This is a genomic window from Streptomyces sp. NPDC001941, assembly GCF_040296945.1.
Taxonomy (GTDB): domain Bacteria; phylum Actinomycetota; class Actinomycetes; order Streptomycetales; family Streptomycetaceae; genus Streptomyces.
Map to the genome: position 1 here is coordinate 15,827 of NZ_JBEOYE010000049.1, position 20,900 is coordinate 36,726.

The window sequence follows — 20,900 nt, forward strand, 5'->3', positions numbered from 1 at the left end:
CCAAATTATACGTAAGCACTCGAAGCGGATGAAATAGCCGTCAGGAGTGCGTTCCTCAGGGCGTGGCGGGTCGACGAAGTGCCCGCGCTGTTGCCGGAGCGGGTCAGAGGCCGGCCGGGTGGGACGAGTGCCAGGCGGTGTCGGTTTCCACACGAGCTGCTGCGCCAGGCCGCGGATCCGGCCCAGGCCTGGTGTTCCACACGCCGGGGCTCAGCGCGCAGCCCGGTTCTTCGCCATCTGCCGCTCGCGCGCGAACATCAGCTCATCGCGCTGGGCGGCATGCGTTACGGCCCGGAAGCGTGCGCTGCCCATCGCGAACAGCAGGCTCCCCAGCGTGGCCAGGGGCATGCCGATCAGCGTCGTCGCCAGCAGGCCGGGCAGGGAGCGGGCCTCGCTGCAGGACTTGCCGTTGTCGTATGCGTACGCGGCCGTGGACCCGTCGAAGAGGGCGGGCGAGTCGCACTCGAGCGTGTAGCGGCCCGAGTGCACCTCGAAGGGCACGAAGAGCAGCCACGCCACCCTGGCCCACAGCCCCAGGGCGATGAGGAGCAGTACGCATCCCACGATGCGGAAACGGTCGGCGCGACGACGCTCCGTCCGGTCGTGCGTCACGATCACGCTCGCGTCCACGGTCGCGCACTCCCCTTCACGTACGAGCCCGTCGTACCGGCCCGCCCTCCCTTGAACCACCTCGAGCGGTGGATCGCCTCCCGAGAACCTATCAAGCACCCACGATCAGTCGGCCTGCACGCCCGTGCCGCAAGGCAAGACCGGCGGGCAGCGGAGGTTCACGGGCGTGTGGCGCGCCGGGTTCGTGCCTCGGTGATGATCCAGCCGGTCGTCAGGGCCAGTCCCGCACCGCCTGCGAGTGCGGCCAGTGCCATGGTCGGGAAGACGTCGTCCCCGCCGGGATAGTGCTGCCCGCAGCGGCGGACGGTGTCCGGATCGGTGGCCGCGGCTTCCAGGCAGAGCCGTGTGCCCCGCTCGACGCCGGTGCCCGCGGTCTGGCGTATATCCCATGTCGCGTAGGAGCGGCCGTCGACGGTGTACTGCAGGTGTACCTTCACTCCGCCCTTGACTTGCACCACCCGTGCCACGACGGCCTGGACGGTGACGGGGGCGGCATCGATGCGCGCCGCTCCCCGGATGTCGCCGGCGATGCGCAGGCTGGCCCACAAGGTCAGCGCGAGCAGCGCGCACGCGATTCCTGCCGGCGCCCAGCGTCGGGCACGGCCATTCACAGATCCCCCGGTCATGCCTCCAGTGTGCCCGGCCGCCCCGGCAAGCCGTCTCCCGGGCCTTGCTGTTGGTCCGGCTTGTGCTCATGCGGGCTTCGGGGTGGTTCCGGTGCGGCGGGCGAAGGCCGTCAGGCCCGGCAGGTCCGGGCGCCGGGTAGCGACGGTCGTGGTCAGGGCCCGTACGGAGGGGCGGCGGGCGTCCTGCGGCGCGGCCTGCTCGAGGTGTTGCAGCTGGGCGAAGGCGGCAGGAACATCGCCGGCAGCGAGGTAGGCGCGGGCGGTGTCGGTGGCGGCCCGGGCCCGGCGCTCCGCCGTCGGCAAGGCCGCGGCGTTGAGGCGCTCCGCGCAGGCGAGCGCGCGGTCGGCGTCGCCCAGAGTGCGTTCGATGCCGATCCGGTAGAGCAGGACCTGCGCCGGGGACAGCTCCAGGCGGGCACTGCGTACGGGGGCGGACCAGGCGTCGGTGAGGCGTGCCAGGTGAGCCGCGTGCTCGGCGGCCAGCGCGGCGAACTCCCGCGCTGTGGTGGGCTGGTCGGCTGCGGCGGCGGTGTAGGCGGCGGTCAGTGCGAGCATGCCGTGCGCGTTGAGGACGGCCGGGGACCGTGGGGTGGCTTGGAGGGTGTGGTGTGCGTCGGCGAGCAGGTGCAGGGCCTGGCTGGTGTGCCCGGTGCGCCGCAGGGGTGTCGCGGCGGCCCGGACCGCGGCCGCGAAGAGCGCCGGACTGCCGCAGGCGCGCGCGGCGGTCATCGCACGCTCGGCGTGGGCGGCCGCCGCGGGCAGGTCGGCGTCTTTGACCGCGAGTTGGGAGGCGAGGACCCAGACGGCCGCTGCCCGGCCAGCCGCGCCTGGTCCTGAGTCTGCCGTCTCCTGCGCGCAGGAGAGCAGGCCGGGCAGCGCCTGGCGCAGGCGCCCGTACTGGCCGGCGGCGTACAGGCGACGCGCGGCTGTGACCTCGGTGTCCGTGAGTCCCTGGCCCAGCCCGTCCCAGCTGCGGGCTTGGACGGGCACCGCCGCTGCCGCGATCCATGCCGCTCCCGCGCCCAGGCTCATGGTCAGCACTGTCCTGCGTTCCACCGGTCACCGTCCCGCCTCGTCGCCCGCCTTCGGCCACACCCCGAGAACACCGGGGCCCCGCTCGACGACGGTAGGGCCGCGCTTCGGCTGCTGCCAGGGCGCACGCCCGCCCGGCGCACGCCCTGGCGGCGCGGGTCCTCCCGCTCACTACCCCCTTGCGCATCTGCGCGCGGCTGACTGGGGCGGGGCCGAGTTACGGCGTGTTGGACCGGGCACCGCGGATATTGGCCACCTGGTGCGTGGGCACAGATCAGGACTTGCGGGCGCTTGCAGGGGTAACAAGCCGACGGCTAGCTTCCACGAGAATCCCCGGTAAGGCCGCCCCGGCCTTCTCACCACGCGCCACCCACCCTTTGTAGGAGTCCACGCCATGCCCGAGCCTGGTCAGGTCTACCGCAGTCTGAGCACACGCCACCACCCGTGCGACGGGCCCACCCGGATCAAGATCGTCGGAAATCCCGGCACGGTCCCCGGCGGGGGCATCCCCTTCGGCACGGTCCAGGTCGTCACCCTCACCACCGACGGCCGGGAGACCCGTAAGCGCGCCGTCTCCCTCGCCCAGCTCCACGACAGCCCCACCGCCGCTGACGGGCAGCCCCGGCGCACCGGCTGGGTCCTGGAGACTCCCTGAGCGCTCCGCTCGTACGCAGCCCCAGTCGACGGCGATGACGGGTCCGGTCAGGCGCGATGCTCGCCCCGCGTGTCGCCGCCCTGGGTCTCATGAGCCCCGCGCCTCGGTCCCGGCGTGCGCACCCGTCCGCTGCTGCGGTGTCGGAATCTGGCCGCATTCCGGTGTGTGGGCGACGGTCGCCGACTGCGGCCTCTAGGCTGCCGGAGGTGAGCAGCGTCGAGGCCAAGAAGCCACCTCGGGCTCCGGTCACGCCCACCCCTCGCGGCCGGCCGCCGGGTCCAGTCACCCCGGACAAGAACCCTCCCCTGCCTCCCAATCCGCCCGCTCCTCCCCTACCGGACGAGACGTGATCGGGCGCATCACCTGGCAGGAACTCCCCCCGGCAGCCCTCTCCGCTGTGCGCGCGAAGATCGAAGTAGCTTTCGCTTCTGAGGACGTTGAGCACTCCGCGGCGGCTGGGCTGGCCACACTCCTCACGCTCGATTCAGGCGGAGCCGTGTTCGTCAAAGGACAGCGCGCGCGTGCCACGCCTGCGGCGGACACCGTCGACTGCGAGGGCGAGGACTGGTGGGGCCCCGACTGGTCGCCTGTCAACGAGCTCGACCTCGAGCAGGCGGTGAACCCTCACCTGCCCCGCAGTGCTCCCCGGGTGCTGTGGCGCGTGGACGTTGCGGGCTGGAGTCTGCTGGCCTTCCAGGGGCTGCCGGGCCGGAACGCGGACTACACCCCCGGATCGCCCGACCTCGCGCCGGTAGCCGACGCGCTCGCCGAACTGGGCAAACTTTCCGCTCCAGGGGGCGTGCGACTGCCCACGGCCTGGGACCGGTGGGGCTACTACTGCGACGACACCGACCAGGAACTCCTCACCGGGGCTCGCCTGCTGCACACCGATCCCGCCTCCACCAACGTCCTCGTCGACGCGGAACGCGCCTGCCTGATCGACTGGTCCTGGGCGGCCAGCGGCCCGACCTGGATCGACGCGACGCTGTGGGGCATGCGGCTGATCTCCACCGGCGGACACTCGGCCGAGGAAGCGGGCACATGGGCATCCCGCATCCCGGGCTGGAGCACTGCCGACCCGCGCGCCGTGGCAGTCTTCGCCCGAGCCGAGGCACGCCGCTGGCGTGATCTCGCCGCCGAGCGTGTGGAGACTGCGGACTCCATCGCACGGTGCGCCACCGCGTGGGCTGACTTCCTCGCTGCGCGCAGTCCCGGGGGATGACCTGGAAGGCGGGTCCCGGTCAGGGAGCGGCGAGTCGACTAGCGCTGCCGCGCGGGTTCCGGGGTGGGTCGGCTGCTACAGAATGCTCCACTGAAACGATCGGTCACCACGTTGGAGACCTTCAATGCGCCGTTCGATCTCGGTGAGAGAAGCCGGGGCGTGTGTCGGGACTTTCCGGGCGTTCGTCGAGATCATCCGGAGTTCACGGATGCTGGTGAGGGTCTGGTATCCGGGCCAGGTGGTCACGTCCCAGCCGTAGGCTTCAGCGAAGGCGGCATAGTGGCCTTCGCCGTATCCGAAGCGCCGGCAGTGAACCTCGACGGTCACCAGGTCCCATTCCGGTTGCCCGAGGGCGACCGTGTCCCAGTCACACAGAACGACATCTTGGTCGGCAGTGTGGAGAGCATTGCGATGCTGAGGGTCGCCTTGAATGACCCCCGGGGCGAGAAAGAATTCTACTTCCGCGAGTTCCTGGGCGAGCTGGTCTGCTTGGGCGGTAAGGAATTCGAGAGTCCCGTCCGGCAGGCAGGTGATTGCCTTGATGGATCTGCGGATGGCTGAGAGGTTGTCGTGGGCGGGCAGGTCTATGGGCGGTACCGGCAGCGTATGGAGCGCGTACAGGGGCTTGGCGAGCTCGGCTGCGGTGATCGCTGCCGCTGTCTGTGGAAGGTAGGTCCAGAAGCTGACGGCGTGACCGTCGATCGAGACGGGCTGCTGGACCGGGTGAAGCGGTGCGGTGGGGAAGCCGGTGTCCATCAGCCATCGTACGAAGGCCACGGTGCGTGCGACCTCCTCGGCCCGTGGCCCCTTCCGGGCGACCTTGACCACGACGTGTTCGTCTTCCAGCAGAATGACCGCATTGGTGTGGCCGCGCAGCAGGCGGGCGTGTGCAGGGCTGAGGCCCACCGTCTGGCACGCCTGGTGAAGGATCCGGGACAGCTCGTACTCGTCGAACCCGCCGGGGGTCGGCGCCGCGTGTGTCATGAGGTCAAGGCTCGCCGACAGGATGCGTGTTGTCACATCTGGCCGGTGGGGAGCGCGAGGAGCTCGCGCAGCTGAAGGGCGGCGGGCTGGCGGTGGAGTCCTGGGGGCAGGGCGTTGATGACCTCTTGGGCGCGCTCACGCACGATAGGTGTCAGGTGCTGGGGTGGGACGTTGAGTAGCGTGGCGCCGGCCAGCTGGCACGCTTCGGCGGGGCTGCGGTCGTGGACGAAGCAGATCGCGGCTTCCAGGGCGAGCAGGGCGGGGTCGATCCCGGTCCGTGTCGGGTAGAGACGCAGGGCCGCTTGCTGAGCGGCTCGTGCCTGGGCTGTTCTCCCGAGTGCGGTGAGGGTGCCGCTCTCGTAGAGGCGCAGGCGGCGCTCGGGGAAGGCCCAGGCGTCGTTGTCGCTGAGTCCGGCGGTGCCGCGGTGTTCGAACGCGGCGGCCGCGAGCCTCAGCGCGTTGGTGGCACCTTCGGCGTCGCCGAGCTTGGCCAGCGCGCGGGCCTCGGCGGCCGAGGCGAAAGCTGCTGTGGCGCCGGGGCGCCCGCGGCACAGGGTTCGTGCTTCACGGGCCAGCGCCACGGCTGCTTCCAGCGGCCCGTAGTAGAAAGGCAGCATGGCGGCCTGGGCCCGTACTCGTGCCCGCAGTTCTCGGTTTCCGCTGTCGTCGGCGGCGCCGCGTGCGGTCGCGTACCAGGACTGAGAGCGGACCAGGTGTCCCATCTTCATCAGGGCATCGGCGATGAGAGTGGCGAGCATCGCGGTCAGCTCGGAGAGGCGGACCTGCACAGCTGCGGGTTGCCGCTGCGCGGCCAGGTTCTGGACCTCGCCAAGATGCTCCAGGAGGACTCGGAGCATGGGGTCCGGCGCGGTGTAGACGTACTGCTGGCGGGCCCAGAGGATCTGCTCGTCGAGCATGTCGAGCTGGGTGGGACTCACGGTGCCCGATGCGAGCGTGCGGTCTACCGCACGACGGGCGTCATCCAGCACGTCCAGCGCCGAAGCCCCAGACGTGGGTGTGCCCGTGGACGATGCTGGAGCCAGCCGGTGGGCCGGGAGAGCAGCGGTGTCGTGCGCGCCGGCCTCGGCGGTGCTGAGGCCGAGTTCGGTCGGCGAACACTGGTAGAAGGTGCACAGCAGCGTGCTCGCCTTCGCTCGCGGCGTCCTGCCGGTCTCCCAGTGGCCCAGCTGGTCGCCGTCGACCCGAGGCCCTGCAGGCCGCTGCTGGCCCAAGGCGGTCAGGGCAGCAGCAGCCTCCCGCAACGTGATGCCCCGGGCCATGCGCGCCGCACGCAGTTTCGACACCAAGCAGTGCTCATGGATGAGTTGCGCGATCTCATTCACCGTCTGCCCTTGACGCAAGGCCTGCTGGCGTAACTGCCGTGCGCAAGAGGGCCGGTGCGCCTCGTATGCCATCAGGGCTCCTCTCCCCAAAGTGCTCAAGACGAGCGTAATGACGAACTGGGGGTGGTGCCTGAAATCAGCAACTTCGGCATCTTCGCAGTGACGGAAACAGTCACTCAACCCGGCGCCAGTCACTGTTTCGCCAGTCACTGTTGTCTGCCCGGGCCGTGCCGGTGAGTCTCCTCCTGGTCAGCATGCAGCGCTCCGCAGGTTCGGACTCGCACGAGCGGCGCATCACCTACCTCTGCTGCGGCACCCTCACCCCGGTTGTCACCCCACCGCCCTGAGCGGAATGCTCGTCTGATCACGCCAGGAGTCTTGATGATCATTGCCTTGGGAGGTCACCCGCTCGCCGGGAAGACCAGCCTGGCGCGCGAACTTGCTGTGGCACTGCCGGGAATCCATCTCGACAAAGCCGCACTCAAGAGTGTCCTGTTCCCCACGCGGCATGACGCCTCCCCCGAACAGCGAGATCGCCTCTACGAATGGATGCTCCAAGCGGCCGTCTGGCACTTGGAGACCGACCCCCGTGGCGCAGTCGTACTCGACGCCCGCACCTTGGTCCTGCCCCGCGACGTCGACGCTCTGCGTCGCTTCGCCGCAGGCATCGACCAGGATCTCCACGTCGTCGAATGCATCCGCTCAGGCATCGAGTGCGAACCATCTGGTTCCTTACGGATCCCCACGCTCACCCACGTACCCGGCGCGGACACCACGCCCAGCGAACCTCACGGTTCCATCTCCGGACCCAAGATCGTAGTAGACACGCGTCAGCCTCTGGGCACCGCCGTTCGGCATGTGCTGGAACGGATTCGCGGCCTGCGCATACCTGGCGACCAACGTCCTGAAACGCTCCGCCGCTCGAACTCTGCTTGCAGGAGCGGAACATGAAGACCGAGCGCCAAGGCGCCTCAGGAACGCACGTCAGCCGAGGCCCAGTAGTCGGGCAGCATCTCTTCGACCCAACCTGGGACGCGTACCGGGCCCTGGGGCCCCATCTGCGGGAACCACGGCGCCAGGACAAGGACCGGAGTGCCGCAAACTCCGGCGAGGTCATGGAGGTTTCTGGTCGCTCACACGTGGCTGGAGTGTGGAGCGCGGGCGGAAGGGGTGACGTCATGCACATGAAGGCACAGCGGGCAGCCACCACCGCACCTCGCGGCTGCACTGCATCATCCGTACCCCGCAGTACCGCGCTTTCGGCGCGCAGGGCACGCTCCGCGGACCCTCTCACCGGCCAGGGATTACGCGGCCATCTCCGCCCGCAGCTGCCTCAGGGCATCGCTGGCAGCGTCCCGCGTAGTGGGCAAAGAGTCGCCGACTGCCCGCACGATCCGCTGGAGCTGGTGTGGCAGGCGCTGGGCGCGCGCCTGCGTGGTGGCGTGGTGGAACTGCTCGGCTGCTCCGCTGGTGTCCCCCGCGAGCAGGCGGATGCGGCCGGTGGTGATGAGTTCGATGACGCGCCATTGCGGGGCGACGCTCGTCGTGAGGGCCGGGGCGTTGTGCTCGGCCCGCTGTATGGCGGCTCGCGTGCGCCCGGTGCCGATGAGTCCCCGCAGCTCGATCTCGTACAACGCGACAGGGTTGACGAGGCTGGTGTGCTCGACGACGTCGAGCAGTCTCGTGGCCTCCCGGATCGTGCGGTCGAACAGTCCCTCGTCTCCGAGGGCTCCGGCAGCTCGTGCGAGCAGCGGCAGGACTGCCGCCCTGGATTCACGGTTCGGCGCCAGTGCGGCAGCCTGCACGAGGCGGCTGACGGCCGCGCCGGTAGGTCCAGCCTTGCGCAGTTCGTTGCCGTGCATGCGCAGGGCGGTGGTTCTCAGGGCGTCGTCGGTGAAGAAGGTTGCCGCCGGCAGGCTCTTCGCTGTCCAGTGGGCTGCGGTGGCCAGGCGTTCTTCGGGCAGGACGTTGCCCAGGGCGGTTCCCAGTCCGAGCTGGGCGTCCGCCAGGAGGCGCAGTGCCTCGCGTTCGGTGTGGCCGGCTTGGGTTCGGGCTTCGAGGCGTGCGACCAGTGGCCACAGTTCGGCGACGGCTTCGGAGGCGTGGCCGGACTGCCGGGCGATCTCGGCCAGGCGCACGGTGGACTGGCCGAACTGGATCAGAGCGCGGAAGTCAGTGTCGGCCGGGTCCGTGACGCCCAGCACGTGCGCGGGAAGGGCGAGCTGGGCGGCGATGTGGCGCAGGGCGTGAGCGTCGGTGAGCCTGCGTTTGCCGAGTTCGAGGGCGGAGATGTAGGTCTTGTCGTAGCCCAGGAGTGTGCCGGTCTCGCTCTGGTTGTGTCCGTGCACGCGCCGGTGGTAGCGCAGGATGCGGCCCAGGTCGCGGGTGGCGAGCACGGTCTGCGCCTCCGGCGTTGCCCACCGCCATGCGGCGTGCCGGGGCGAGGGCCGCTGCGGGGCGGCTGTGCCGTCATCGGGCTGGGTCATCGCTCACGCCCGGTGCGCCGCTGTGTAGACCGCGGCGATGGATCGTTTGTAGCCCTGCGGCATGGTCAGGCCGGCGATCTCGGCTTCGTCGAAGAGGCCTACGCGAGCGTGTTCGTGGCTGATGACCGGGGTCTGGTGCGGGGTGAGGACCGTGCAGTCGTAGGTGACGATCAGTACGCGGCGGCCGGGCAGCGGCTCGTAGATCCAGGTGTCAAGTGGCTGTCCTGCCTTAATCGTCCAGCCGGTCTCCTCCAGGACCTCGCGTTCCACCGCCTGGCGCGGATCCTCATCGGCCGGGTGCGATCCGCTGGGCGGTCCGATCTCCAGCCTGCCGCCCGGCAGTTCCCACTCGCCACGTTCGTTGTGCAGCAGCAGGACCCGCTGACGACTGTCCAGGGCGACTGCCTTGACGGAGACGGGCCACAGCGACGGCTTGTAGGACATGCAGATTCCCGGGGGTTGTTCGGTGGAACGGGCCCTCGCAACGTACCGGCCCTCCCCCGCCATCCGTCACAGATTCCCGAAATGCCCGAGTCGACAATCTGTCGCTTTACCGGCGGCCGCCGCGATCCGACCCTGTGGGAAAACCGACCTGCCAAGGGAGCGCACCGATGCTGACCCGCGCGGACACACACTGGTTCACCGCTTTCCGCGCAAGCTCCCTAGGTCGGACGAGCCCGATCATGGCCCAAGTCGCCGAACGCGGACTCGTCACGGTCGACGGGCTCGTCTCGCGCGCAGCGGTACGGGCGTTCGCCCGGCGGATCATGGCGCTCACGCCGCACCCCGACAGCGACCGCGACGGCCTGACGACCATCCAGAACATTGGTGCGCCCTCCCGGCAGCCCGGGATGGCCGGTCTGGGGACCGGCGAGCTTGTGGCCCACACCGAGCGGTCCAGCATTCCCCGTCCGCCGCAGCTGATGCTTCTTGTCTGCCTGCGCCCCGCCGCCAGCGGAGGAGAGGTCCGCCTGACCGACGGCCGCGCGGTCACCGAGCACCTGGCTGCTCTCGCCCCCGAAGCACTTGAGGCAATGGCGCTGCGGGGTACCGCCTACTACGGCGACGGCGGCGGCCACCCCTCGCAGGTTTTCACCCCCGGCTCGAACGGACGCACGCTGCTGCGGTTCCGCCAGGACGAACTGAGCCGCTTCAGCCCCCTGGTCGACCGGTACCTGCCCGCTCTGCGCGAAGCAATCGCCGTCCACCAGCAGACCGCCCGGCTCACGGCCGGACAGGGCTACCTCCTGGACAACACCCGCTTCCTCCATGCCCGCACCGCATTCACGGGCGACCGGCTGTGCCTCAGGGCACTGGGCGAGCCCCTCACCCCGGCCCCCGCCGGAATACCCGCGCTCCGCAGCTGATCAACGCATCCACCTCAGCCCCGCGGCGGCCACGCCCGCCAACGCCGGACGCCACCGGCACCTCTTGAGCTATCCCCGCCCTCGTACCTGCAGAAAGAAACCACGATGACGCCCCCAGCATCTCCCCCCTGTTCAGGGGACTGCGTGAGGCCTGCCCTGCCCCTCCCAGGCCGGATCCCTGCGCCCCCGTTACGAGACCAGCGAGCAACGCCCCACGACTCAGGGACGCGCGTCAGCGTTGTTCCAGTAGTCGGGCAGCATGTCCTCGACCCAACGTGGGACGTGTACCGGGCCCTGGGGTCCCATCTGCGGGAACCAGGGCGCCAGGACAAGGACGGGACTGCCGTCGACGGCGTCGAGGTCGGTGACGTGGACATCTCGGCCGTCGACGTGCAGCAGGCGGGGGTGGGAGATGCCGACCTGGTCGGGCCTGCGGTGGTTGCGGTGGACGAATGTCCCCGTGGCCGGCCAGGCCGCGTTTCCGCGGGGGCTGCGGGCGTGCAGTTCGATGTCCGCAGGGTTGGCCAGGTGCATCTTCCACACGACCTGCACGTGCGAGAACTCCTCCAGCCCTTGCAGGGATTCGAGCGGGTAGTCGGGGTTCAGGCGGATGATCGAGGTGACGCCGCCCTGGTAGTCGTCGTGGACGCTGGTGTGGCCTCCGACGACCGTGCCGATCTGCGGCAGCTCGAACAGCATGCTCATCCTCCCCGGTCCTGTGACGCCCTGGTGACGCCGCGCGGGATCTCACCCTATGGCGGACAGCATCTCCTGGGCGCGGTGGGTGAGTTCGGTGACCTGGTGTCCGCCGCGCTGGCGGACCGGCGAGAGGTCGCGTTGCATGCGGTGGATGACGTCGCGGGCGCGGCCGGAGTGGACGCCGCTCATGGCGTCCAGGGCCTGGTTCCAGGTTCCGCAGGCCTCATCGAGGCGTCCTTGGCGGACCTGGACGGCGGCGAGGTAGCCCAGGGTGACGCTGTGGGTGCGGGTGTAGAGCTGGCGGCGGCGGGTGGCCACGGAGCGCTGGAAGTGGTGTTCGGCGTCCTTGGGGCTGCCGAGGTCACGCAGGGCGCAGGCGGTCTCGTGGGCGAGGGAGGCTTCGGCGAAGAAGGCGACCCGCTCGGGATGGTCGGTGCCCGCGCGGTTCAGGTCGCGTTCGGCGCGGCTGATGGCGGTGAGGGTGGCGGGGCGGTCGCCGGTGGCGGCCAGGGCGCGGGCGTGGACGATGCCCAGGAGTGCCTTCTCGCGCCAGGTTGCTTTGCCGTAGCGGGTGGGGTCCATGGAGGCGGTGGCGAGGTCGAGGGCGTGGCGGGGGTGGCCGAGGTCGACGGCCTGGTGGGCCATGGCGCGCAGGATGTGTCCGGCCAGTGGGCCGTCGCCTGCTTCGGCGGCGAGTTTGGTGGCGAGGGTGAAGTAACGCTGTGCGGTGCGGTGCTGGGAGGCGTCGAAGGCGGTCCAGCCGGCGAGGTAGGTCATCTCGGCGACGGCCGTGTGCAGGTCGCGGCGGGTGGTGTCGTCGGGGAAGCGGGCGTGAAGGAGCGGGGCTGCTTCGAGGGTGAGGTGGGCGACGAGGGCGGAGCGTCCGGCGGCGCCGCCGCGCTGCTGGTCGCGGGCGGAGTGGAAGGCGGTGAGCTGGCGCAGGTCGTCGATGTCGGCGCCGGTGACCGTGCGGCCACTGGCCGCGGGGCGGTTGCGGGCAGCGGCCCGGGTCTGGTTCCACCAGGCAGGGGCGGGCAGGGTGAGGGCGGCGACGGAGTAGGCGGCGCCGGTGAGCATCGTGCGGCGGTGCAGCATGTCGAGATCGTCTCTTCCCAGCGAGCCCAGCATGGTCAACGTGTCGGCGTTCCAGTCGGACGAGCCACTCGGCGTCTCCCCCGGTTCGAGTCCGATGTCGGCCGGTGTGATCGGGCGGCCGAGCTTGCGGGAGAGCGTCTCGCAGAGGATATGCGGCGCCCGGCCGCTGGGGCGTGTGCCCGCGATCCACATGGCGACGTGCGAGCGGCTGATCGCTCCCAGCTCGTGTGCCGCCATCTCTTGGGCGACGCGGCCGATGGCGGCGGCGAGTTTGGGCTGGGACCAGCCCGTCTCCGCCAGCAGCGCGGCAAGCCGTTCGTTGCGTGTTCGAGCCATCGCCGGTCCCTCACCAGAAAACGATCTTTGACGCCTTTGACGGGGTTCCCCGCACCCGGTCACTACCTGTCAGCAACCGTACGCGGTTGTCTCAACGTAGCCCGAACACAGCCCAGTTCGCACCCGCGCGTCAGCGCTCCGCCCTCGCCCACTTCCCGCCGGGCGCCGTCGGCGCCGTGTGGAGGCCCGTCCATGTGCCAGCAGAAGGTGACAACGATGACACCCCCAGCAGCACCCGCTCCCGAGACCACGTGCCGGATGGTGATCGCGATGCAGGCCACCCGGGCAGCCGTCCCCTGCGCACGCCAGACCCTGCGCGCCGGCCTGCGCCATTGGGCCCTGCCCCGGGACCTGACGGCAGATGTCCTCCTGGCCGCGAGCGAGGTCCTGGCCAACGCGGTCGTCCACGGCTGCGCGCTGGCAGGCCCCGCGAGCGAGGTGACGCTGACCGCGTCACGCGTGGGGCGGAGCGTACGCGTGGAAGTCCACGATCCCTCCCCCGTACTCCCGCTCGCCAAGCCGGTCCGGGTCGGCGACGACGCTGAGGAGGGCCGGGGGCTGGCCCTGGTGAGCGCGTTCACCGACCGCTGGGGCGTGAAGCTGGATGCGGACCGGGCGGGCAAGACGGTCTGGCTCGAGGCCGACCTACCCGCACCTGCGGCCACCGCTGCCGCCTCCGCTTCAGTGCCGTCGGCTGGACAGTCGGGGGGCCTGCGGTGAAGGCCACCGGCAAGGACGTCTACCGGCTCGCCGACGGGCGGCGGGTCCCGTACGTGACGTGCTGGTCAGCGGAGAAGGTGCTGCCCGGGCGGATCGTTCGCCATCCGCGCCGCGCCGGGATCGCCTACCCGGACGAGGTGCGTACCGACCGGGATATCGAGCGGGCCCTGTGGGTGCGCCAGGGCCTGGGGCGTGGCGGGGGCGAGCCGGTGATGGCTGGTGTGCATCCCCTGCGCCAGCGGCAGTGCATGGCGGACAACGCCTGCCAGGTGTGCGGTCATCCGGCCGTGCTCGATCAGCGGGGCTATGTGTTCTTGATGCGCTCGCCGTCCGGTGTGCCGGTGCGGGAGGGGGAGAGGACGGTGGCGCCGCCGGTGTGCGCGGGGTGTGTGCCGGAGGCGGTGCGGGACTGTCCGCCCCTGGCGCGCGGGTTCGTCGCCGCTCACGTCGGCTCCTACGAGTTCTGGGGCATCGCCGGGATCATCCACGACCCCCATACCCTGAGCCCGCTCCCCCACGATGTGGCCGAGCCGCTGCCGCAGGTGGCGTTCGAGGACCCCCGCTTCTGCTGGACGCTGGCCGCACGGGTCGTGGTGAGCCTGCGGGACGTGACCCCGCTCAGCGTCGAGGACCTGCTGTCCCTGTGCGCTGACCAGCCCCCGCGCACCGCATCGCCGGTCGACGAGGCGCTTGCGGCGCACCCGGCATTCAACGCCCCGCTGGACGACCCGCTCGCAGGGCCCCAGGCCGAGGCTCTGCTGGCCGACGCCATCTTCGGCCCCGGCACCGCACAGGTAATCGCCACACGTTCCGGGTCTTCGCGCGCCGCGGACCACTGCTCCGCGTCCACGCCCGAGGACATCGCATGACGCAGTACGGCCGTGTACAGGCCGCTCCCGCTCACCAGGCCCCGGGGCCCGCGTGCGCCACCGCGGCCGCCGCGGTGCCCGACCCGCTGGCGTGCCCCTGCCCCGCGCCGTGGCAGGACCGCCGGGTCGGCGTGGAGGTGTCCGTGCGGCCGGCGTCGTGGGCGGGGGAAGGCGTGGACCGGTACCTGCAGCTCCTGGCCGTCCCCGCTCTGGCGGGCCAGGGCGTGAGCGTGGTGGTCGGCGGGCAGCGGTTCCTGGCGGTCCCGGTCGGCGGCCCGCGCCGTGGCGGCGACCTGCCGGTCGCGTCCTGGCGCGAGGCGCGGGCGGTGGCCCGTGCGCTGCGCGGCCGCGACGGGTTTCCCCGGGTGCGGGTGCGCTACGCCTGGTACCGGGATACCTGCCACCTCGTGTCCTGGGGCGCCTGGCCCCCGCGGCGCTTCGACGACCACACGGCGCGGGGCCTGCACTACGGCTACCACCCCGACGTCATCAACGCGTTCGCTCCCCACCGCTCCCCCCGCTGACTCTGCTTCGGCCGCTGGGCCGTGACCCCGCCCGGCCCCTCGCGCAGCCGACCGTTCAACCCGCCCCCTCCTACAGGGGCCTTCAGGAGACCTTCTCGATGATCGCCTTACCAAGTCCCGCGGTGTTCCCGCCCGCCCCGCTGCAGCCCAGCGAGCACCCACACCCCGCACCCGTGCATGCCCACAACGCCGACGTGGTCCGGGCTCCTGCCGCGCTCGGGAAGATCGCGCTGAACCTGGTGTTCAGGGTTGGCCAGTTGGGTCCGGTGCTGTACTGCGCCGACGACCAGGTCCTGCTCATCCCCGTGCCGCACCGCACCGCACACTGGTGGTACGCCCCGCACTCGCAGTGCCGCCCCGGGCCCGCCTGGTGGTGCGACGACCTTCACGCCCCCCGGATCTCCCACCGGCCGTGCACCGGCCGCATCTGGATGCTGCACCAGCGCCAGGGCACCGAGGCGCTGACGGATCCGCGCGCGTTGTTCGACGCGCTGAGCTCGTCCCGGGCCACCTCCACCACCCCGACCCACCCTGTCGCGCAACTGCTGGCGGTGAGCGCATGACCGCCACCGCGATCCCCGCGCCCAGCATGGCCACGGCCTCCCCACCGGGCTGGGCGGCCAGCCGGACGGACGTGCCCCGCGGCCACCGCGTGTACGACTACCTGCTGGGCGGCAAGGACCACCTCACCCCCGACCGGGTCCTGGGCGAGCAGCTGCTGGGCGCCGCGCCGTGGCTGGCCACCGCCGCGCGCATCAACCGCGCTCACGGCGTGCGCGCCGTCCAGGAGATGTCCGGGTGGGGGATCGGTCAGTTCGTGGACCTGGGCTGTGGTCTGCCCTCCCCCGCGCACCTGCGCCTGCCCGCCCTCCTGGACGGCGTTGCAGTGGCGGGCGTCGGCGAGGACGCGCGGGTGGTGCATGTCGACGCCGACCCGGTCGTCATGGCCACCGCGCGCGCCCTGCTGCGCACCCCACACGGCACCAGCGCCTTCCTGCACGCCGACCTCACGACGGCCGCCGCGCTCATAGCGGGTCTGGCTACGGTCACCATCGAACGGGACCCTCGCCGTCCGGTGTTGGACCTGAGCCGTCCGGTCGGCGTGCTGCTGCACGACGTGCTGCCTTACCTGTCCGACGCACATGCCGCGGCCCTCATGGAGCGGCTGCGGGCCTGGCTGCCGTCGGGCAGTGTCCTGTCGGTCACCCACGCCACCGGCGACTTCGCCCCGCGCACCTCCCAGATCCTCGCCCGGCGCATGGCTGAGGCGGGCCTGCCCTACTTCCCCCGCTCTCGAGCCGCCATTAGGGCGCTGACGGGCTGGGAGCCGGTGACGCCGGGGCTGGTACCGACCGCGCGCTGGTCGCAGCAGGACGGCATTCGCGCGCTACCGGAGGCGGTCTCGGGCGCGTATGCCGTCTTCGCCGCGCAGCCTGGCCGTTCTCACCCTGGCAGGAGCGAGGATGCCTGAGTACCCGCCGTCCGTATCCCCCCGGCGTGCGCGCCGACGTCCTCCGGTCGTCGTAAACCAGTGGCTTGCGGCCGTTCCCGTGCTGGCCGCGTCCGGCACCATCAGCGCGGCCTGGGCCCTGCACGCCGACGGCCTGGTGCCGCTGACGATCTCCGTGCCCGCGGCCATCCTGGCCGCGGTCGGCGCCACCGTCAGCGCCCACCAGCACACATCTCTGTACCACCGGCGCGCCCATGAGCACCGGGCCCGGTCCGAGCGCGCGCTGCGCGAACTGGTCGCCCATGCCCGGCAGATGCGCCATGCCATGGACGCCACCGCCCAGCGCGTCGCCCACGGCGACCTGACCCCCGCACCACCCGCATCATCCTGGACCTCGCCACCCGTGGACGGCTTCGACGAGGTGCACCGGCTGCTGGCGACGACGACCGCCGAGATCAGCCGGGTCCTGGTGGACCGGGCACGCCAGCAGCAGGCGCAGCGGGCCACCGCGCATCTGCACGATGAACTGCTGCGCGTGGTGGCCTACCGCCAGCTGCCCTTGATGCAGGCCACTCTGGGACGGCTGAGCCGGGTGGAAGACCTGGTGGAGGACCCGGACCTGCTGTCCGAGCTGTACAAGATCGACCATTTGATCATGCAGGCGCTGCGGCGGGCGGAGGGGTATGCGCGGCTGGGCGGGCAGAAGTCCGCGCCCTGGAAGCAGGAGCCGCTGTCGGTGGTGACGGCCCTGAGGTCCGCGGAACAGGAATGCGAGCAGTACACGCGGGTGGTGGTGGCACCGGACTGCGACCACCTGGCATTCCACGGGCATGTGGCCCGCGATCTGGTGCACCTGCTGGCCGAACTGATCGAGAATGCCACCCAGTTCTCCCCGCAGACCACCCGGGTGCAGGTCAAGGCCACCCAGATCGCGGAAGGCCTGCACATCCTGGTCAGTGACCAGGGCCTGTCGATCCCCGACGCGAAGCTGCACCGGCTCAACGCCCACCTGGCGGCTCCCGGCGAGGAGCTGCTGCGGGAGGGGCTGCGCACCGGGCAGATCGGCCTGCTGGTCGTCGCCGTCATCGCCCGCCGCCTGCGGATCCGCGTGCAGCTGCACTCCACCCCGCACCACGGCAATCAGGCGCACGTCGTCGTCCCGCAGGCCCTGCTCACCCCGAGCAGAGCAGAAGAACCCCTCGCGCCCGTGCCCGGCGTGCCGTTGACGTCACCTCTGGGCCCGGGCCAGCTTCCCGGCCCGATGGGCGCGCCTCGGGCAACAGCGAGGCCACAGCCAGGGTCAGGGTCACCACAGGGCCCCGTCCGCGCGGCGCCTGCGGGCCCGTACGAGCAGCCGGCACCGCACCCGGTCCCGGTCCCGCGGGTGGACCCGTCGCTGCCCGCGCTGCCCCGGCGTGTGCGTACCTCCCCGGCGGCGGCCGCCCCGGCACGCCCCGCCCCGGCCGCTGACGGCCTGCCGCAGGGCTCGCTGATGGGCGCCTACCTCCAAGGGGTCCGCCGCGCCCAGCAGCCTCCGCCCTGACCTCCCCCTCTGTGCCCTGCGCAGGTCCCCTTCTCCCACCCCCGTTCCTTCTGACCGGAGTTGAGTGATGACGCTTCCCACCGACCCGCTGTCCACGATCAGTGACCGCCTCGAGCGGTTCGTCGCCCAGACGCCCGGCATCGTGCGCGCCGTGCTGTTCACCCCCGACGGCCTGCAGTGGCCCCCGCCGCAGGTCTGCGATGCGGACGCGGAGCGCTTCGCCGCCGCCTGCTCCATGCTCGCCTCGGTGGCCCAGAACCTGTTCCAGGACCGGTCGGGCGGGGTGCGGCAGAACGCCGTCGAGCACGACGACGGCTACCTGTTCATCATGCACACCCCGCACCAGGTGGGTGTCGGCACGCGTGCGGTAGCCCTGGCATTCGGTGTCGAGGCCAGCCGTGAGGCCGACCCCGGCACGCTGGGCGCCGTGATGAGCAAGTGGATCGCGGGGATCGCCGGGCACCTGACCGTCCAGGCCCGCGACCACACCGCCCCCGTCCGCTGACATGGCCGCGCATGCCGATCCCTCGCCTGGCGTGCCCGCGCAGCTGCGCCCCTACCTCCTGACCCGGGGCCGTACCCGGGCCACCCGTGATCTGGCCCCCACCACGCTGGTGACCGCCCGGCCCGCCGCCCAGGGGACGGATCTGGGCGTGGACGGGCCGCGGATTCAGCTGCTGTGTGCCGCGCCGACCTCGGTGGCGGAACTGGCCGGGCTCCTGGCCCAGCCGCTGCCCGTCGTCAAGATCCGGGTGGACGACCTCCTGACCGCCCATGCCCTGGTGATTACCCAGACCACCGATGTCGACCACCACCGTCTGCTGGAGGCCGTCCTTGCCGGACTTCGACGCGCCAAGTGAGCCCCGTCTCGCCCCGATGCGGGTCAAGGTCGTCGTCGCGGGCGGATTCGGCGCCGGCAAGACCACCTTCGTCGCATCCGTCAGCGAGATCGACCCCCTGACCACCGAGGAGGTGCTCACCGACCCCGGCAGCACCATCGACTCCCTTGACGGGGTGGCGGCCAAGACCACGACCACCGTGGCCCTCGACTTCGGCCGCATCACCCTGCCCAGCCCCGACCCCGCAGAGCAGCCGGTCGTGCTGATGCTGTTCGGTACCCCCGGACAGGACCGCTTCCGCCCGATGTGGGACAGCGTCGCCGACGGCGCGCACGGCGCGGTCGTCCTGGCCGACACCCGGCGCCTGGCCGACTGCTTCAACGCCATCGATTACTTCGAACGACACCAACTGCCGTTCATCGTCGCCGTCAACCGCTTCCCCGACACCGCCGCCTACCACCCGGACCAGATCCGCAGCGCACTCGCCCTGGACCCGGACCTGCCCCTGGTGGTGTGCGACGCGCGCGAGCGGGCCTCCTCACTCGACGCGCTCATCACCCTGGTCGTCCACGCCCTGCACCGCCTTCCCGCCCCGCCCGAACCCGCAGGAGCCCGCCCGTGACCCTCGCCCCGCCCCTCGACACTGCAGAGCACCTGCGGCTCCTGCACCGCCTCGGCCTCGACGCGGCCACCCCCGAACACGACGCGCACGCCGCCGAACTGCGCCACAAGGCCTGCCAGATCGACCCGGCAAGCGCCCACCGGCTCACCGCCCTGATCAACATCTTCCTGCCCGACGGGCGCCAGCACTTCATCGGCATGTCCCAGCCCGAGGACACCCAGGAACCGCTGGAACGCACCATGCAGCCCGGCTGGGGCTTCTGCAGTACCTTCCTCACCCGCCAGCTCGCCCTGGTCCTCGCCGACGTGCGGGACATGCCCCGCTCGGCCTCCAACCCGGTCGTCGCCCGCCTCGGCATCCTCACCTACTCCGGCGCCCCCCTCATCTACCGCCCCGACCACACCGGCCACGGGCTCGTCCTCGGCGCCGTCTGCTACGTCGGCCCCGCACCGATGGACGCCACCACCCGCCAGGAATCGCTCACCGTCATCAAAGCCTTCCGCGACCAGGTCATGACACGCGCCTACACCCACGCCGCCCGCGCCACGCCCTGACCCGCACCGCGTTCGCCCCCGCATGCCGACGCCCTCACCTGCCCGTGACCGCAGCCCCCTCATTGGAGGAATGAGCCGTGTCCGACCTGTTTCTCACCCCCGCCCACCACGAACTCCGCGCCCAGGTGCGTGCGTTCGCCCAGGAGCATGTCGCGCCCCGGGTCGAGGCGATGGAGGCCACTCAGGACGTCGAGGTGCCGCTCGCGCGCCTGATCGCGGAGCAGGGCTGGCTCGGCGCGACCATCGAAACCGCCTACGGCGGGATGGGCGCCGGGCACCTGGCCAAGACGCTCATCATCGAAGAGCTCTCCCGGGTCAGCGCGGCGATGGGCGCGATGGTGCAGGCCTCCCAGCTGGGCACCGCGAAGATCATCCACTACGGCAGCGACACTCAGAAGCGTCAGTGGCTGCCGAAGATAGCCGCCGGGACGTGCCTGCCGACCATCGCCGTCACCGAGCCCGGGTGCGGCAGCCACGTCGCCGGGATGACCACCACCGCCACCCGCGACGGCGACACCTACCTCCTCAACGGCGGCAAGGTGTACGTCGGCAACAGCCACATCGGCCACCTGCACGGCGTCATCGCCCGCACCGGCGACGGCCCGCGCGGTCTGACCGCGTTCCTCGTCGAACACGACACCCCCGGCCTGACCCTGCCCCCGCACGGGCGGACCCTGGGCCTGCACGGCTTCTCCTTCGGCGCGCTCCGCTTCGAGCAGTGCCGCATCCCCGCCGCCAACCGGCTCGGCACCGAAGGCCAGGGCCTGGACGTCGCGTACTCCTCCAGCCTGCTGTACGGACGGGCGAACCTGACCGCCGTCGCCCTCGGCATCCACCAGGCCATCCTGGAGGCCACCGTCGCCTTCTGCCGCGAACGTGAACGCTACGGGGCGAGCCTGGCCCGCCTGGGCACCGTGCAGGCGAAGATCGGGCAGATCCACGGCCGGCTGATCACCGCACGCACCGTCGCCTACCACGCCGCCAGCCTCCTCGACCACGGCCGGCCCTGCGACACCGAACTGATCAACGCCAAGCTCCAGAACGTCGAACTCGCCCTGGACTCGGCCCGCACCGCGATGGAACTCCACGCCGCCGCAGGCCTGTTCACCGACCGGCCCATCGAGCGGTTCCTGCGCGACGCCCACCACATCCTCGCCCCCGCCGGAACTTCTGACATCCAGGCCCTGCGCCTGGCCGAAGCCGCCCTCGGCGACGCCAAACCCCCCTACTCCGCCCGCCACATCCACCCCTTCCCCACCCCCCAGACCAGCCTCACGCCCCAGCCCGTCTGAAAGGTAGGACCA

Annotated in this window: 24 protein-coding genes; 14 read left to right on the plus strand and 10 right to left on the minus strand. The window is 71.3% G+C overall.

What is annotated here, in order from left to right; genetic code table 11:
* Positions 1–210: 210 nt before the first annotated feature.
* The 3 genes from ABT160_RS28400 to ABT160_RS28410 form a co-directional block, all read right to left on the minus strand.
* Positions 211–618 carry a hypothetical protein gene (locus tag ABT160_RS28400; RefSeq protein WP_351650696.1) on the minus strand — a complete coding sequence of 136 codons (408 nt, stop codon included), beginning with the start codon at positions 616–618 and terminating at the stop codon, positions 211–213.
* A gap of 170 nt (positions 619–788) precedes the next feature.
* Positions 789–1,256, minus strand: a complete 468-nt coding sequence (locus ABT160_RS28405; protein WP_351650697.1) for a hypothetical protein — start codon at positions 1,254–1,256, stop codon at positions 789–791.
* A 66-nt stretch (positions 1,257–1,322) separates the two neighbouring features.
* Positions 1,323–2,288, minus strand: coding sequence for a transcriptional regulator (locus tag ABT160_RS28410; RefSeq protein ID WP_351650698.1), 966 nt, complete (start codon positions 2,286–2,288; stop codon positions 1,323–1,325).
* A 394-nt stretch (positions 2,289–2,682) separates the two neighbouring features.
* Here ABT160_RS28410 and ABT160_RS28415 point away from each other — a divergent pair, with 394 nt between their 5' ends.
* Both ABT160_RS28415 and ABT160_RS28420 read left to right on the plus strand, forming a co-directional pair.
* Complete coding sequence (locus ABT160_RS28415; RefSeq protein WP_351650699.1) at positions 2,683–2,943, plus strand: hypothetical protein; 261 nt, start codon at positions 2,683–2,685, stop codon at positions 2,941–2,943.
* 397 nt (positions 2,944–3,340) lie between these two features.
* Positions 3,341–4,165 (plus strand): aminoglycoside phosphotransferase, encoded by an 825-nt coding sequence (locus ABT160_RS28420; RefSeq protein WP_351650750.1) that lies wholly within the window; start codon positions 3,341–3,343, stop codon positions 4,163–4,165.
* Between the two features lie 75 nt (positions 4,166–4,240).
* On the opposite strand, the gene ABT160_RS28425 is transcribed toward ABT160_RS28420, so the two are convergent.
* The 5 genes from ABT160_RS28425 to ABT160_RS28445 form a co-directional block, all read right to left on the minus strand.
* Positions 4,241–5,185, minus strand: coding sequence for a phosphotransferase family protein (locus tag ABT160_RS28425; protein WP_351650700.1), 945 nt, complete (start codon positions 5,183–5,185; stop codon positions 4,241–4,243).
* The gene (locus ABT160_RS28430; protein WP_351650701.1) at positions 5,182–6,564 is read right to left on the minus strand and encodes a helix-turn-helix domain-containing protein; all 1,383 of its coding nucleotides are present in this window, start codon (positions 6,562–6,564) and stop codon (positions 5,182–5,184) included. Before ABT160_RS28430 ends, ABT160_RS28425 begins: the two co-directional genes overlap by 4 nt.
* A gap of 258 nt (positions 6,565–6,822) precedes the next feature.
* Positions 6,823–7,176, minus strand: coding sequence for a hypothetical protein (locus ABT160_RS28435; RefSeq protein WP_351650702.1), 354 nt, complete (start codon positions 7,174–7,176; stop codon positions 6,823–6,825).
* A 620-nt stretch (positions 7,177–7,796) separates the two neighbouring features.
* The gene (locus tag ABT160_RS28440) at positions 7,797–8,978 is read right to left on the minus strand and encodes a helix-turn-helix transcriptional regulator (protein WP_351650703.1); all 1,182 of its coding nucleotides are present in this window, start codon (positions 8,976–8,978) and stop codon (positions 7,797–7,799) included.
* Positions 8,979–8,981: 3 nt separating this feature from the next.
* Positions 8,982–9,422 carry an NUDIX hydrolase gene (locus ABT160_RS28445; RefSeq protein ID WP_351650704.1) on the minus strand — a complete coding sequence of 147 codons (441 nt, stop codon included), beginning with the start codon at positions 9,420–9,422 and terminating at the stop codon, positions 8,982–8,984.
* Between the two features lie 239 nt (positions 9,423–9,661).
* Between ABT160_RS28445 and ABT160_RS28450 the strand changes: the two genes are divergently transcribed.
* Positions 9,662–10,345 carry a TauD/TfdA family dioxygenase gene (locus ABT160_RS28450; RefSeq protein ID WP_351650705.1) on the plus strand — a complete coding sequence of 228 codons (684 nt, stop codon included), beginning with the start codon at positions 9,662–9,664 and terminating at the stop codon, positions 10,343–10,345.
* Positions 10,346–10,564: 219 nt separating this feature from the next.
* On the opposite strand, the gene ABT160_RS28455 is transcribed toward ABT160_RS28450, so the two are convergent.
* Together ABT160_RS28455 and ABT160_RS28460 are read right to left on the minus strand one after the other, a co-directional pair.
* Positions 10,565–11,044: a TrmO family methyltransferase domain-containing protein gene (locus ABT160_RS28455; protein WP_502984318.1), complete on the minus strand. Its 480-nt coding sequence runs from the start codon at positions 11,042–11,044 to the stop codon at positions 10,565–10,567.
* 48 nt (positions 11,045–11,092) lie between these two features.
* Positions 11,093–12,475: an NsdA family TPR-like regulatory protein gene (locus ABT160_RS28460; protein ID WP_351650707.1), complete on the minus strand. Its 1,383-nt coding sequence runs from the start codon at positions 12,473–12,475 to the stop codon at positions 11,093–11,095.
* Between the two features lie 216 nt (positions 12,476–12,691).
* On the opposite strand from ABT160_RS28460, the gene ABT160_RS28465 reads away from it, so the two are divergent.
* The 11 genes from ABT160_RS28465 (at position 12,692) to ABT160_RS28515 (ending at position 20,888) form a co-directional block, all read left to right on the plus strand.
* Entirely contained in the window at positions 12,692–13,195 is a 504-nt protein-coding gene (locus tag ABT160_RS28465) for an ATP-binding protein (RefSeq protein WP_351650708.1), read from the plus strand.
* A complete protein-coding gene (locus tag ABT160_RS28470; RefSeq protein ID WP_351650709.1) occupies positions 13,192–14,064 on the plus strand; it encodes a hypothetical protein in 873 nt (290 codons plus the stop codon). The genes ABT160_RS28465 and ABT160_RS28470 overlap by 4 nt, the downstream gene beginning before the upstream one ends.
* Positions 14,061–14,588, plus strand: a complete 528-nt coding sequence (locus ABT160_RS28475) for a DUF6302 family protein (protein ID WP_351650710.1) — start codon at positions 14,061–14,063, stop codon at positions 14,586–14,588. Before ABT160_RS28470 ends, ABT160_RS28475 begins: the two co-directional genes overlap by 4 nt.
* 173 nt (positions 14,589–14,761) lie before the next feature.
* Entirely contained in the window at positions 14,762–15,151 is a 390-nt protein-coding gene (locus ABT160_RS28480; RefSeq protein ID WP_351650711.1) for a hypothetical protein, read from the plus strand.
* Complete coding sequence (locus ABT160_RS28485) at positions 15,148–16,059, plus strand: SAM-dependent methyltransferase (RefSeq protein ID WP_351650712.1); 912 nt, start codon at positions 15,148–15,150, stop codon at positions 16,057–16,059. The genes ABT160_RS28480 and ABT160_RS28485 overlap by 4 nt, the downstream gene beginning before the upstream one ends.
* Positions 16,060–16,138: 79 nt before the next feature.
* Positions 16,139–17,581: a sensor histidine kinase gene (locus tag ABT160_RS28490; protein WP_351650713.1), complete on the plus strand. Its 1,443-nt coding sequence runs from the start codon at positions 16,139–16,141 to the stop codon at positions 17,579–17,581.
* Between the two features lie 67 nt (positions 17,582–17,648).
* Complete coding sequence (locus ABT160_RS28495) at positions 17,649–18,086, plus strand: roadblock/LC7 domain-containing protein (protein WP_351650714.1); 438 nt, start codon at positions 17,649–17,651, stop codon at positions 18,084–18,086.
* A gap of 31 nt (positions 18,087–18,117) precedes the next feature.
* Positions 18,118–18,441 carry a DUF742 domain-containing protein gene (locus ABT160_RS28500; RefSeq protein WP_351650715.1) on the plus strand — a complete coding sequence of 108 codons (324 nt, stop codon included), beginning with the start codon at positions 18,118–18,120 and terminating at the stop codon, positions 18,439–18,441.
* A gap of 16 nt (positions 18,442–18,457) precedes the next feature.
* The gene (locus tag ABT160_RS28505; RefSeq protein WP_351650751.1) at positions 18,458–19,042 is read left to right on the plus strand and encodes a GTP-binding protein; all 585 of its coding nucleotides are present in this window, start codon (positions 18,458–18,460) and stop codon (positions 19,040–19,042) included.
* Positions 19,039–19,596: a hypothetical protein gene (locus ABT160_RS28510; protein ID WP_351650716.1), complete on the plus strand. Its 558-nt coding sequence runs from the start codon at positions 19,039–19,041 to the stop codon at positions 19,594–19,596. The genes ABT160_RS28505 and ABT160_RS28510 overlap by 4 nt, the downstream gene beginning before the upstream one ends.
* A gap of 77 nt (positions 19,597–19,673) precedes the next feature.
* Positions 19,674–20,888: an acyl-CoA dehydrogenase family protein gene (locus tag ABT160_RS28515; RefSeq protein WP_351650717.1), complete on the plus strand. Its 1,215-nt coding sequence runs from the start codon at positions 19,674–19,676 to the stop codon at positions 20,886–20,888.
* Positions 20,889–20,900 lie beyond the last annotated feature (12 nt).